Genomic DNA, 12,965 nt, shown 5'->3' with positions numbered 1-12,965 from the left:
CATCTCCCGCTTGCGGGAGAAGCAACGCTGGCGGATGCGGGGCCTTATGCCGCCTGCCCCGCGTCGGCCTTCAACGCCGTGGAATCCCAACCTGCGCGCGGCGCGAAGCGGTTGCCGTACTTCGCCTGCAGCGCCTGCAGGCGCGCCAGCAGTGCGTCGGCACCGACGGTGCGGATGTGCTGGATCGGGCCGCCGCGGAACGGCGCAAAGCCCGTCCCGAAGATCACGCCGGCATCCAGCAGGTCGGCATCGCTGACCACGCCGTCGTGCAGGCAGGCCACCGCTTCGTTGAGCAGCGGCAGGATGAGGCGGTCTTCCAGGTCGTCGGGCGCGACGAAACCTGCCGGCAGGTCGGGTTTCGCCGCCTTGCCGTTTTCCCATTTGTAGAGGCCCTGGCCGTCCTTCTTGCCGCGCTTGCCGGCTTCCACCGTCGCCAGCGCCGCCGGCACGTCCAGGCCGAGGAAGGGCGCAAGTTCCTTGCCCACGCTGGCCGCCACGTCCAGGCCCACGGTGTCGAGCAGCTCGATCGGCCCCATCGGCATGCCGAAGCGGGTCGCCGCCTTGTCGATGGCCGGGCCGGGGATGCCCTCGGCGTAGGCGGTCGCGGCCTCCAGCATGTACGGGAACAGCACGCGGTTGACCAGGAAGCCCGGCGTGCCCGCCACCGGCACCGGGAACTTGCCCAGCGCCTTGCAGAACGCGGCCAGGCGCCGTTCCGTCTCGGCGGCCATGCCGTCGTGGCGGATGATCTCCACCAGCGGCATCTGCGCCACCGGGTTGAAGTAGTGCAGGCCGGCGAACTGCGCCGGCCGCGCGATGTGCGGGCGCAGCTCGTCCAGCGGGATCGACGAGGTGTTGGTGGTCAGTAGCGCATCTGCCTTCATGCGCGGTTCGACCGACTGGTACAGGTCGCGCTTGGCGTCGGGGTTCTCGATGATCGCTTCGATCACCAGGTCGGCCTCGGGCACGGCCGCGCCGTCGATGTCGGACTTCAATCGCGCCGCCACCGCCGGCCGCTTGCTTTCGTCCTTGACCTTCTTTTCGAACAACGCCTGCGCGCGCTGCAGGGCGCCGTCGATGAAGCGCTGCTCGCGGTCCTGCAAGGTCACCTCGAAGCCCTTGTAGGCGGCGAACGCGGCGATGTCGCCGCCCATCACGCCGGCGCCCACCACGTGCACGCGCGCGATGCCGGCGTCACCCTTGCCCAGCGCCTTCAGGCGCTCGGTGAGGAAGAAGATGCGGATCAGGTTGCGCGCGGTCGGCGAGCCGGCCAGCTTCACCACCGCACGGCGCTCGGCGTCGAGACGGGCGCGGATGCCGGCGCCGCCGCTGCGCTCCCACGTGGAGATCAACGCGTAGGGCGCGGGGTAAAACGCCTTGGGCGCCTTGCGCGCGACCTGCTTCGCCATCTGCGGCGCCAGCAGCTTGCGCGCCACGAAGGTGTTGGTCAGCCAGCCCAGCGCGCGCTGCCTGAACGGGCGCACGGTGCCCTTCAGCGCCAGCGCGGCGGCGGCGTCGACCAGCTGCGCCGGCTCCACCACCTTGTCCACCAGGCCGATGCCACGCGCGGCCTTCGCGCTCAGCGCGCGGCCGGTCAGCATCATGTCCATCGCCGCCGGCGCGCCGACCAGGCGCGGCAGGCGGGCGCTGCCGCCCCAGCCCGGGAAGATGCCCAGCTGCACTTCCGGCAGGCCGATGCGGGTGGAGGCGTCGCTGCTGGCCACGCGGTAGCGGCAGGCCAGCGAAATCTCGGTGCCGCCGCCCATGCAGAAGCCGTGGATGGCGGCGACGGTGGGAATGCGCAGTTCGGCCAGGGTCTGGAAGGTGCGCTGGCCACGCTGGATGGCATCGCTCACCGTGCCCTTGCGGTCGTAGTCCTGGAACTCTTTCAGATCGGCGCCGGCGATGAAGCCGCTGGCCTTGCCGGAGGCGATCACCAGCGCCTTGGGCGGTTCGATGGCGATGCGTTCAAGCGCATCGCCCAGCTCGATCAGCGCATCCTGCGAGAATGCGTTGACCGCTGCGTCGGCGCGATCGAACAGCAATACCAGCACGCCGTCCTCGCGCTGCTGCGGGTGCCAGTGGCGCAGCGGGAGTCCTGCGAAGCGGTCAGCGGGTGAATGGGCCATGCGCAAGCCATCCATGTGGTCGGGATTGGCGGTATCGTAGCCCGGCGAAATTTGAATCGTTGTCTAATCGCTTCCGTGGTCGCAACGGCCGATGGAACTTTCGCGGCGATCTTCCTGTCACAGCGCCCGTAGCAACCGGGCCCCATCCAGAGGCTGCGGTTCCAATGACGGAGGATCGGGTGTCGACAGCGCTGGATCAGGACCTGGTGGCCCGCGTGCAGCGTGGCGACGCCACTGCCTTCGACCTGTTGGTGCGCAAGTACCAGCATCGCGTCGCGGCGGTGATCTCGCGCTATGTCCGTGACTGGTCGGAAGTGCAGGACGTGGCGCAGGACACCTTCATCCGCGCTTACCGCGCGATCGGCAGTTTCCGCGGCGACGCGCAGTTCTCCACCTGGCTGCATCGAATCGCGGTCAACACGGCGAAGAACCACCTGGCTGCGCATGGCCGGCGGCCGCCGGGCGAGGACATCGACATCGAGGATGCCGAACAGTTCGAATCCGGCCTGCGGCTGCGCGACAACGACACCCCGGAGCGCGAATTGATGCGCCGGCAGTTGGAACAAACAGTGCTGGATGCGGTCGAAGCCTTGCCGCAGGACCTGCGCGATGCGATCACCTTCCGCGAAGTGGAAGGGATGAGCTACGAGGAGATCGCCGAGCGCATGGGCTGCCCGATCGGCACCGTGCGTTCGCGCATCTTCCGCGCCCGCGAGGCCATCGATGCCCGCATGCGCCCCCTGTTGGACCAGGAAGAACTTCCCAAGCGTTCGCACGCCTGATGACGCCCATGAATACCGACATCGACCGCCATTGCAACGACCTGACCCAGCTGTGCAGCCGCGAACAGTTGTCCGCGCTGATGGATGGCGCGTTGCCGGAAGACCAGACCCGCTTCCTGCTGCGGCGGCTGCGCCATGATGACGAGCTGGCCGGCAGTTGGGAACGTTGGCGGCTGGCCGGCGAGGTGATGCGCGGGTTGACGCCGGTGCGCCGGTTGCCGGCGGATTTCGCCCATGGCGTGGCAACCGCGCTGCATGGCGGTGCGGTGACCGCGCAGCCCGCACCGGCAGAGGTTCCACGCCGGCGTTGGCAACAGTGGGGCGGTGGTGCCGCGCTGGCGGCAGCCTTGGCCTTGGTGGCGGTCTGGCAGCGGCCGCCCACCGCCACGGCAGAACCGTCTGGCGTGCCTGCGGCACCGGCGACCGTCGCCACGGCCCGCGCACCTGCACACCCGCCTGCATCCTCCCCGGCGGCACCGGCCAAGCCGGCTCCGCCCGCGCTGCAAATGGCGCCGGAAGCGCTGGCGGCTGCGGCAGCGGTGGCGGCGCGCCCGGCTCGTCGTGCCGCCGCGGTGCGCATGCCGCCGGCGCATGCCGGGCGGAATGCGGAGCCCGTCACCACGGAGGTGGCGCTGGCGCAGCCGTTGCCGTCCAATCTGCAACCCGCCAGCGGTGCGGCGCGGCCGTGGCCACGCTCGGTGCTGGCCCAGTACGGTGCAGCCAACGCGCTGGCCGTCGGTTTCGGCGAGCATGTCGCGCATGGCGCGAGCTACAACCCGTTCACGCCGCCGGTGGTGGCGTTGCCCCCGAAATTGCTGGCCGAAGAGGCCTCGAAAACGGTCCCTGCGCCGGCGCGCGCCACCTCGTCAGCCGAGCCCGTGCCGCAGCCCTGATGCCTGCTGGCGTTGGCCAGCCTTTCTCCCGAATGTGCCATTCCCGTCCGCGAACAGAGGATGTCTTGCCCATGTCTGCAAATCGCCCCCCTTTCCTGCGCCCCTTGTTGTTGGCATCTGCCCTGGCCGTGGCCGGCGTGGGTGCCTGCAGCGGACAAACCCCCGGCCAGGTGTCGATGCCGCTGGCTGGCCAGCCCGCCACGCCCGCCCCTGAACTTGTGGCGGGACTGCCTGACTTCACGCGCCTTGTCGAACAGGTGGGGCCCGCGGTGGTCAGCGTGCAGGCCGAGATCGGCAGCAAGCCGGTGGTGGCGCAATCGGGCCGCGTCCCGCAGATGCCAGGTGACGACGAGGGCGACGACGAGGAGCAGATTCCCGAATTCTTCCGCCGTTTCTTCGGCCCGGGGATGACGCCGATGCCCGGCATGCCCGGCATGCCGAACGCGCGCCCGCGTGGCACCTCGCTGGGCACCGGCTTCATCATTTCCACCGATGGTTACGTGCTCACCAACCATCACGTCATCGACGGTGCCGACAAGGTGCGGATCAAGCTGTCGGATCGCCGCGAATTCGTGGCGCGGGTGGTGGGCAGCGACGAGCAGTCCGACGTCGCCTTGCTCAAGATCGACGCCAAGGGCCTGCCGGTGATGCGCATCGGCGATTCCAAGCTGCTCAAGCCGGGGCAATGGGTGGTGGCGATCGGCTCGCCGTTCGGCCTCGACCATTCGGTCACCGCCGGCATCGTCAGTGCGGTGGGGCGCGCCAACCCCGGTGCCGATCAGCGCTACGTGCCGTTCATCCAGACCGACGTGGCGATCAACCGCGGCAACTCCGGCGGCCCGCTGCTGGACACGCGCGGCCAGGTGGTGGGCATCAATTCGCAGATCTTCAGCAACTCCGGCGGTTACATGGGCGTGAGCTTCGCCATTCCGATCGACGTGGCGATGAACGCGGTGCAGCAGCTCAAGACGACCGGCAAGGTGACGCGCGGCCAGTTGGGCGTGCAAGTCCAGGCGGTGAATCGCGACATGGCCAAGGCAATGGGGCTGGCCGATGCCAACGGCGCGCTGGTGGCGGCGGTGGAGCCGGGCAGCGCCGCCGAACGCGCCGGCCTGCAGCGCCAGGACGTGATCCGCAGCGTCAACGGCCAGCCGGTGTACGAGTCCAGTGACCTGCCGCCGATCATCGGCGCGATGGCACCGGGAACGCGGGTGGCGCTGGACGTGTTCCGCGACGGCAAGTCGCGTACGGTGACGGCCACCTTGAATGCGCTGGACGAGGCCACCGCCGATGAAGGCCGCCTGCCGGGCATGCAGAAGCCTGCCGCCCCGGCACCCGCCAACGCGCTGGGCATCGTGGGCCAGGAATTGACCGCACAGCAGCGCAGCCGGTTGGGGTTGCAGGCGAAGGAAGGCGTGCTGATCGCCCGCATCGAAGGGCAGGCCGCGCGCGATGCGGGGCTGCGCCAGGGCGACGTGATCCTGGCCGTGGGTCGCAACGACGTCGGCAGCGTCGCTGCGCTGAATGCCGAACTGAAGGCGGCCGGCCAGGGCCGGCCGGTGATGCTGCTGGTGCGGCGTGGTGGCGGCACGGTCTACATGACCGTGGATCCGGCGCAAGACTGATCCGCCGTGGTCCTGCCCGCGATCCAGGCGGGGAGCGGGCAGGGCTGTGCGATAATGAGCGGCTCACTTCCGGCGTGCCCGCAAGCCGCCCCGCTCATCATCGAATCCCCCCCCCATGCAGCATGACGCCATGCGGTTCATCCGCAACTTCTCCATCATCGCCCACGTCGACCACGGCAAGTCGACCCTGGCCGACCGCATCATCCAGCTGTGCGGTGGCCTGCAGGCGCGCGAGATGGAAGCGCAGGTGCTCGATTCCAATCCGATCGAGCGCGAGCGCGGCATCACCATCAAGGCGCAGTCGGTCTCGCTGCCGTACACCGCGAAGGACGGCAACACCTACTTCCTGAACTTCATCGACACCCCCGGCCACGTCGACTTCAGCTACGAGGTCAGCCGCTCGCTGGCCGCCTGCGAAGGGGCGCTGCTGGTGGTGGACGCGGCGCAGGGCGTGGAGGCGCAGTCGGTGGCCAACTGCTACACCGCGGTGGAGCAGGGGCTGGAGGTGGTGCCGGTCCTCAACAAGATCGACCTGCCGACCGCCGACGTCGACAAGGTGAAGGAGGAGATCGAAGCCGTCATCGGCATCGACGCCGATGACGCGGTGGCGATTTCCGCCAAGACCGGGCTCAACGTCGGCGACGTGCTGGAAGCCATCGTCAAGCGCATTCCGCCGCCGCAGCCGCGCGACACCGACAAGCTGCAGGCGCTGATCATCGACTCGTGGTTCGACAACTACCTCGGCGTGGTGTCGCTGGTGCGGGTCATGCAGGGCGAGCTCAAATCCGGCGACAAGATGCTGGTGATGTCGACCGGCCGCACCCACCAGGTCGACGCGGTCGGCGTGTTCACTCCCAAGCGCAAGGTGCTGCCGGTGCTGCGCGCGGGTGAGGTGGGCTGGATCACCGCCTCGATCAAGGACGTGCATGGCGCGCCGGTGGGCGACACCCTGACCCTTGCCGGCGACCCGGCGCCAACGCCGCTTCCCGGCTTCCAGGAAATGCAGCCGCGCGTGTTCGCCGGCCTGTTCCCGGTCGATGCCGAGGACTACCCCGCGCTGCGCGAGGCGCTGGACAAGCTGCGCCTGAACGACGCCGCGCTGCGCTTCGAGCCGGAAAGCTCCGAGGCGATGGGCTTCGGTTTCCGCTGCGGCTTCCTCGGCATGCTGCACATGGAGATCGTGCAGGAGCGCCTGGAGCGCGAGTACGACCTCAACCTCATCAGCACCGCGCCGACGGTGATCTACGAGGTGCTGAAGACCGACGGCAGCATCGTGCCGATGGACAACCCGGCCAAGCTGCCGCCGATCAACCAGGTGCAGGAGATCCGCGAGCCGATCATCCGCGCCAACATCCTTACCCCCGAGGCCTACATCGGCGGCATCATCAAGCTGTGCGAAGACAAGCGCGGGGTGCAGATCGGCATCACCTACATGGCCAGCCAGGTGCAGATCAGCTATGAATTGCCGATGGCCGAAGTGGTGCTGGATTTCTTCGACAAGCTGAAGTCGGTGAGCCGAGGCTATGCCTCGCTGGACTACCACTTCGTGCGCTTCGATGCAGGTCCGTTCGTGCGCGTGGATACCCTCATCAACGGCGACAAGGTGGATGCGCTGTCGATCATCGTCCACCGCAGCCACGCCGACCGCCGTGGCCGCGAGCTGACCGAGAAGATGAAGGATCTGATCCCGCGGCAGATGTTCGACGTGGCCATCCAAGCCGCGATCGGCGCGCAGATCATCGCCCGCACCACGGTCAAGGCGCTGCGCAAGAACGTGCTGGCCAAGTGCTACGGTGGCGACGCCACCCGCAAGAAGAAGCTGCTGGAGAAGCAGAAGGAAGGCAAGAAGCGGATGAAGCAGGTCGGGCGGGTGGAAATCCCGCAGGAGGCCTTCCTTGCCGTGTTGCAGGTGGACAACAAGTAATCCCGTCTGGAGTACATCGCATGATGGTGTGGTTTGAAACGATCCTGGTCGTGCTCACCCTGCTTTCGGGGTTGGTCTGGCTGCTGGACAAACTGTTCTTCGCCAAGCACCGCATGCCGGCCTTCGGCGAGGACGTGGCCAAAGACCCCGTGCTGGTCGACTACGCCAAGGCGTTTTTCCCGATCCTGGCGCTGGTGCTGGGCCTGCGCAGTTTCGTCGCCGAACCGTTCCGGATCCCGTCCAGTTCGATGATGCCCACCCTGCTGATCGGCGATTTCATCCTGGTCAACAAGTTCGCCTACGGCCTGCGGTTGCCGATCAACAACCACAAGTTCGTCTCGATCGGCGAACCGGCACGTGGCGACGTGGTGGTGTTCCGCCCGCCGCAGCACCCGCGCGAGGACTGGATCAAGCGGGTGATCGGCGTGCCTGGCGACCACATCGGTTACCACGACCACAAGGTCAGCGTGAATGGCCGCGAGTTGCCGTACCGGGTGGAAGGCGTGTACACCGGGGCGGGCCAGGGAGCCGGTGAAACCGGCGACAACAGGCTGACGGAGGGCCTGCCCGGGCATCCGCATTACGTGCTGGAGCGCGAATTCAGCATGGCCGAAGGTGACTGGACGGTGCCGGCGGGGCATTATTTCGTGATGGGCGACAACCGCGGCAACAGCGAGGACAGCCGGTTCTGGGGGTTCCTGCCGGAAGCCAACCTGCGCGGCAAGGCGTTCATGGTGTGGATGAATTTCGATGCCAGCGCCGACCACTGGGTGGACGTTTCCCGCATCGGCACCCGGATTCCGTGATACTGACCAGGCGGTCCAACCAAGAGGGGATGCACGAATGAAGCAGATGCAGCGCGGCATGACCATGATCGGGTTCCTGATCACCCTGTCCCTGGCGATCTTCTTCGCCTTCATCGGCATGAAGATCGTGCCGATGTACATCGAGTACTACTCGGTCAGGGAAGCGTTGAAGGCGATAGCCAGCGATGCCACGATGGCCACCGCATCCAAGGACAAGATCCGGGAAATGTTCCACCGCAAGCTGGAAATCAGCTATGCCGACCACGTCAAGACGATGGATGTGTTGAAGTTCGACTCCACCGATGGCGGCCTGAACCTGACCGTGGACTACGAACGCCGCGAGCCGCTGATGGCCAATCTCGACGTGGTGGCGAAGTTCCACGCCGAACAGGTGCTGACGCGTGGTGCCGGCGGCAACTGAGCGCCCGCTGGGGGCATGCGCCGGGCACGTCTTCAGCGACCCGGCGCTGCTGGCACAGGCGTTGACCCATCGCAGCGCCGGCAGTCCGAACAACGAACGCCTGGAGTTCCTGGGTGACTCGCTGGTCAACCAGTACGTTGCCGAGGCGCTGTACCGCCACTGGCCGAAAGCGGACGAGGGCGCGCTGACCCGCGCCCGCGCCGAACTGGTGCGCGAATCCGCGCTGGCCGGCATCGCCCGCATCCTCGGCATCGGCGCGCTGCTGGTGCTCGGGCCGGGGGAGATGAAAACCGGCGGCCACCGCCGTGACTCGATCCTCGCCGATGCGGTGGAGGCACTGGTTGCGGCGGTCTATCTGGATGCCGGCTTCGATGCCTGTCGCACCGTGATGGCACCCTGGTTCGCGCCGCTGATCGCCGCGCTGCCGCCGCCCAACAAGGTCGGCAAGGACCCCAAGACCCGCCTGCAGGAATGGTTGCAGGGCCGCCAGCATCCGTTGCCGGTGTACGCCCTGCTGCATGAAAGCGGCGAAGACCATGCGCGGGTGTTTCGCGTCAGTTGCACGCTGGTGGCACCCGCTGCCTGCACCGAGGGCGAGGGCAGCTCGCGGCGGGCGGCGGAGCAGGTCGCCGCGAGCGCGATGCTGGAATTGCTCGAATCCGCATAGCGCCGAACCCGCCTCTTCCGTAGAGCCGGGCGTGCCCGGCTGGCGGGCGAAATGCAGCGGGGCAAGCTCCGCTCTACAATTCCCGGATGAATCCCACATCCCGCAGCGGCGCGGTGGCCGTCATCGGCCGCCCCAACGTCGGCAAATCCACTCTGGTCAATGCGCTGGTCGGCGCCAAGATCAGCATCACCTCCAACCGTCCGCAGACCACGCGGCACCGCCTGCTGGGCATCGCCACCTTCCCGCGCGGCCAGCTGCAGCTGGTGGACACCCCCGGCATCCACGGCGAGCAAGGCAAGCGTTCCGGCAAGGCGATGAACCGGATGATGAACCGCGCCGCCCGCGGCGCGCTGGAAGGCGTGGACGCCGCGCTGCTGGTGATCGAGGCCGGGCGCTGGGACCACGAAGACGGGCTCGCGTATGACGCCCTGCGCGAGGCCGGCCTGCCGGTGGTGCTGGTGGTCAACCAGGTCGACAAGCAAAAGGACAAGACCGCGCTGCTGCCGTTCATCGCCAAGGTGACGGAAGGGCGCGAATTCGCTGCGGTGCACCCGCTGTCGGCGCTCAAGCGCAGCGGGTTGGAACCGCTGGTCGCCACGCTGCTGGACCTGATGCCGGACGCCGCGCCGATGTATGGCGAAGACGAGATCACCGACAAGAGCCAGCGCTTCCTCGCCGGCGAGCTGGTGCGCGAGCAGCTGATGCGCCGCCTGGGCGAGGAGCTGCCGTATTCCACCACGGTGGAGGTCGAGAAGTTCGAGGAAGAGCCTTCGCCCAAAACCGGCGTGATGTACCGCATCGACGCGGTGATCTGGGTCGAGCGCGAAGGCCAGAAGGCCATCGTGATCGGCAAGGGCGGCGAACGCCTGCGCGACATCGGCAAGCACGCCCGCGAACAGATGGAGCGCCTGTTCGGCGCCAAGGTCTTCCTGCAGACCTGGGTGCGCGTGCGCGAAGGCTGGAGCGACGACGAAGCGGCGCTGCGCGCGCTGGGTTACCACGATTGACGATGCGCTACGTCGGTGAGCCGGCGTTCGTGTTGCATGCCCGCCCATGGCGGGAAACCAGCCTGCTGGTCGAGGTGCTGAGTGCCGACCACGGCCGCATCGGGCTGGTGGCGCGGGGTGTGTCGGGGCCGAAGAAACATGTGCTGCGGGCGGCGCTGCAGCCGCTGCAGTCCATCCGTTTCGATGCCGTGCAGAAGGGCGAGCTGGCGCAGCTTGCGGTCGCCGAGGCGGTGGATGCCGCGCCGTTGTTGCAGGGCGATGCTGCGCTGGCGGCGTTCTACGTCAACGAGCTGTGCCTGCGGCTGGCACCGCGGCATGTGCCGCAGCCGGAACTGCACGCGGCCTATGCCCAGGTGCGCAAACGCCTGCGTGCGGGCGAGCCGCTGGCGTGGACGCTGCGCCGGTTCGAGCGCGACCTGCTGGAGGCGCTGGGGGTGGGGTTGGTGTTCGAAGTGGACGGCGACGGCGGCGACATCGACCCGGCGGCGCGCTATCGGCTGGATCCCGAGCAAGGGCCGCGCCGCCTGCTCGGCGAGCGTTCCGGCGAGCGCAGCGCGACCGCGACCGGGCGCGCACTGCTGGCGCTGGCGGCGGGCGCTGCGCCTGAAAATGAAGACCTGGCCAGCCTGCGCCTGCCACTGCGGGCGGTGCTGTTGCACCACCTGGGGGGCCGTGGGCTGAAGTCGTGGGACATGCTGGGCGAGCTGGGACGCCTGGGTGCGCCCAGGCCCCCTGCCGCGGCGTGACGTCGGGCCGCCCTCAGCGGTGCAGCTCGCCCGCCGCCTCCGGCTGGTAGCGGATCGACAGCACGCGCAGGCGCGCGCTGCGCCCGCCCGGCATTGGCCAATCGATGCTGCTGCCCACGCGCAGGCCCAGCAGGGCGCTGCCCACCGGTGCCAGGATCGATACCTTCTCGCCACTGCCATCGGCATCGCGCGGATACACGAGGGTCAATTCGTACTCGTGCGCATGCTGTTGGTCGTCCATTACCTGCACCAGCGCGGTGGAGTTCATGGTGATGACATCGCCCGGCATGTCGGCCGGTTCCGCCAGGTCGGCACGCTCCAGTTCCTCGCGCAGGGCGGCGGTGTTCAAGCCGCTGTATTGCGGGCGCTCCAGCAGGTCTTCGATGCGTTCCACGTCGATACGCGAAAGCAGCAAGGCGGGGCGTTGGGTTGGGTTGGGCTGGTCATGCGGATGCGGCTCCTGCAAAGCAATGCGGGCGGCGCGGCTGGCGCGTCGCCCGCGGATATTCGTGATGTGGGGGACATTGGCCGCGATTCAACGGGCCGGCAACTTTCAGGGGAGCAGGAATCCGGCCACCACCCGCCGGCCCTCGCCCGCCAGTATCGAGTAGGTGCGCGCGGCGGCGGCGTTGTCCATCACTTCGATCCCCACCCCGCGTTGCAGGCAGCCGGCCAGCACGGCGGCGGGCGGAAACACCTGCGTCGGGCCGGTGCCCAGCACCAGCAACTCCGGTTGCAGCGCCAGCAGCGGGTCCAGATCGGCCGGCTGCAAGCGTCGGGCGTCCTGCGCAGACCAGTCCTCCAGCAGGGTGTCCGGGGCGATGATGAAGCTGGCGGTCAGCCGTCGGTCATTGACCAGGGCGCTGCCGCCGTCGGCACCGCGCAGGAAATACCGGTAATCCGGGCGCTCCAGCAGCAGATGCATGGTGAGCTCAGGCGCGCGGCAGCACGATGTGCCGCTTGTCCTTGCCGGGGCGGTAGAACACGGCGGTGTGGCCGATGCGCTGCACCAGCACGGCATCGGCGCGTTCGGCAAGGTCGGCGATCATGGCGTCGCGCAGTTCGCGGTCGTCGCCGGCCACCTTCACCTTGATCAGCTCGTGGTGTTCCAGCGCCAGCGCCACTTCCGCCACCAGTGCCTCGGTGATGCCCTTGCCGCCCACTTGCAGGATCGCCTTCAGGCCGTGGGCCTGCCCGCGCAGGAAACGGATCTGGGCATTGGTCAGGGCGATGGGCATACAACACGCAACGGGAATGGGGATGCGCAGGGTATCATGCGCCCTCATTCCCCCGCGCCCCCGGCGGCCATGGCGACCCGCAGCAAATCCAGCCAGCGCTGGCTCAAAGAGCACTTTTCCGACCCTTTCGTGAAGAAGGCGCAGGCCGAAGGCATGCGTTCGCGCGCCGCCTACAAGCTGGAAGAGCTGGCCGAGCGCGACCACCTGCTCAAGCCGGGCATGGTGGTGGTGGACCTGGGCGCGGCACCGGGCGGCTGGTCGCAATGGGTGCGGCAGGAACTGGATCGGATGGATCCGGCTCGTCCTGGCCGGGTGATCGCCAGCGACATCCTGGACATGCCCGCGCTGGCGGGGGTGGAGTTCCTTCACGGGGACTTCAGGGACGACGCGGTGTTATCGCAGCTGCTGGCGATGCTGAACGGCGACAAGGTCGACCTTGTTTTGTCCGACATGGCCCCCAACAAGAGTGGAGTGGACGCGGTGGACCAACCCCGTGCGATGCACTTGGCCGAACTGGCCATGGAATTCGCGGATGGCCAGTTGCGGACAGGCGGTACGTTCCTGATCAAGTTGTTCCAGGGAACGGGTTCGGACGATTACCTGCGGGAGCTGCGGCGGCGTTATGCCAAGGTGGCGATCCGCAAACCGGCGGCCTCGCGCAAGCGCTCGCCGGAGGTGTATGCGCTGGCCACCGGCAAGCTGGCGAGAATGAAATGATGCGGAAGGG

14 protein-coding genes are annotated in these 12,965 nt (G+C 68.1%); 10 read left to right on the top strand and 4 right to left on the bottom strand.

Annotated features, from left to right (window positions below; translation table 11 throughout):
* Positions 1 to 44 precede the first annotated feature (44 nt).
* A complete protein-coding gene (locus ACE3OK_RS06490; protein ID WP_374248732.1) occupies positions 45 to 2,129 on the bottom strand; it encodes a 3-hydroxyacyl-CoA dehydrogenase NAD-binding domain-containing protein in 2,085 nt (694 codons plus the stop codon).
* Positions 2,130 to 2,293: 164 nt separating this feature from the next.
* Here ACE3OK_RS06490 and rpoE point away from each other — a divergent pair, with 164 nt between their 5' ends.
* The 9 genes from rpoE to recO all read left to right on the top strand — a co-directional run bounded on the left by rpoE (position 2,294) and on the right by recO (position 11,000).
* On the top strand, positions 2,294 to 2,911 hold the full coding sequence (rpoE, locus tag ACE3OK_RS06485; RefSeq protein WP_374248731.1) for an RNA polymerase sigma factor RpoE: 618 nt from the start codon (positions 2,294 to 2,296) through the stop codon (positions 2,909 to 2,911).
* 8 nt (positions 2,912 to 2,919) lie between these two features.
* The gene (locus ACE3OK_RS06480; protein WP_374248730.1) at positions 2,920 to 3,804 is read left to right on the top strand and encodes a sigma-E factor negative regulatory protein; all 885 of its coding nucleotides are present in this window, start codon (positions 2,920 to 2,922) and stop codon (positions 3,802 to 3,804) included.
* Between the two features lie 71 nt (positions 3,805 to 3,875).
* Positions 3,876 to 5,429, top strand: coding sequence for a DegQ family serine endoprotease (locus tag ACE3OK_RS06475; protein ID WP_374248729.1), 1,554 nt, complete (start codon positions 3,876 to 3,878; stop codon positions 5,427 to 5,429).
* Between the two features lie 130 nt (positions 5,430 to 5,559).
* The gene (gene lepA / locus ACE3OK_RS06470; RefSeq protein ID WP_374248728.1) at positions 5,560 to 7,353 is read left to right on the top strand and encodes a translation elongation factor 4; all 1,794 of its coding nucleotides are present in this window, start codon (positions 5,560 to 5,562) and stop codon (positions 7,351 to 7,353) included.
* A gap of 23 nt (positions 7,354 to 7,376) precedes the next feature.
* Positions 7,377 to 8,159: a signal peptidase I gene (lepB, locus tag ACE3OK_RS06465; protein WP_374248806.1), complete on the top strand. Its 783-nt coding sequence runs from the start codon at positions 7,377 to 7,379 to the stop codon at positions 8,157 to 8,159.
* Positions 8,160 to 8,196: 37 nt separating this feature from the next.
* The gene (locus ACE3OK_RS06460; RefSeq protein ID WP_374248727.1) at positions 8,197 to 8,580 is read left to right on the top strand and encodes a DUF4845 domain-containing protein; all 384 of its coding nucleotides are present in this window, start codon (positions 8,197 to 8,199) and stop codon (positions 8,578 to 8,580) included.
* Positions 8,564 to 9,247 (top strand): ribonuclease III, encoded by a 684-nt coding sequence (gene rnc / locus ACE3OK_RS06455; RefSeq protein ID WP_374248726.1) that lies wholly within the window; start codon positions 8,564 to 8,566, stop codon positions 9,245 to 9,247. The genes ACE3OK_RS06460 and rnc overlap by 17 nt, the downstream gene beginning before the upstream one ends.
* Positions 9,248 to 9,333: 86 nt before the next feature.
* Positions 9,334 to 10,254 (top strand): GTPase Era, encoded by a 921-nt coding sequence (gene era / locus ACE3OK_RS06450; RefSeq protein WP_374248725.1) that lies wholly within the window; start codon positions 9,334 to 9,336, stop codon positions 10,252 to 10,254.
* Between the two features lie 2 nt (positions 10,255 to 10,256).
* Positions 10,257 to 11,000, top strand: coding sequence for a DNA repair protein RecO (gene recO / locus ACE3OK_RS06445; protein WP_374248724.1), 744 nt, complete (start codon positions 10,257 to 10,259; stop codon positions 10,998 to 11,000).
* Positions 11,001 to 11,013: 13 nt separating this feature from the next.
* On the opposite strand, the gene rnk is transcribed toward recO, so the two are convergent.
* The 3 genes from rnk to yhbY all read right to left on the bottom strand — a co-directional run bounded on the left by rnk (position 11,014) and on the right by yhbY (position 12,238).
* Entirely contained in the window at positions 11,014 to 11,415 is a 402-nt protein-coding gene (rnk, locus tag ACE3OK_RS06440; RefSeq protein WP_374248723.1) for a nucleoside diphosphate kinase regulator, read from the bottom strand.
* 138 nt (positions 11,416 to 11,553) lie between these two features.
* Positions 11,554 to 11,925: an Mth938-like domain-containing protein gene (locus ACE3OK_RS06435; RefSeq protein WP_374248722.1), complete on the bottom strand. Its 372-nt coding sequence runs from the start codon at positions 11,923 to 11,925 to the stop codon at positions 11,554 to 11,556.
* Positions 11,926 to 11,932: 7 nt separating this feature from the next.
* A complete protein-coding gene (gene yhbY, locus ACE3OK_RS06430; RefSeq protein ID WP_374248721.1) occupies positions 11,933 to 12,238 on the bottom strand; it encodes a ribosome assembly RNA-binding protein YhbY in 306 nt (101 codons plus the stop codon).
* Between the two features lie 69 nt (positions 12,239 to 12,307).
* Here yhbY and rlmE point away from each other — a divergent pair, with 69 nt between their 5' ends.
* Complete coding sequence (rlmE, locus tag ACE3OK_RS06425; RefSeq protein WP_374248720.1) at positions 12,308 to 12,955, top strand: 23S rRNA (uridine(2552)-2'-O)-methyltransferase RlmE; 648 nt, start codon at positions 12,308 to 12,310, stop codon at positions 12,953 to 12,955.
* The last annotated feature ends 10 nt before the right edge of the window (positions 12,956 to 12,965 follow it).

It is taken from the genome of Thermomonas sp. (genome assembly GCF_041905325.1).
In the GTDB taxonomy this organism is placed as follows: domain Bacteria; phylum Pseudomonadota; class Gammaproteobacteria; order Xanthomonadales; family Xanthomonadaceae; genus Thermomonas.
Note: the sequence above shows the minus strand (reverse complement) of the source record. Positions and strands in the feature narration are given on the sequence as shown.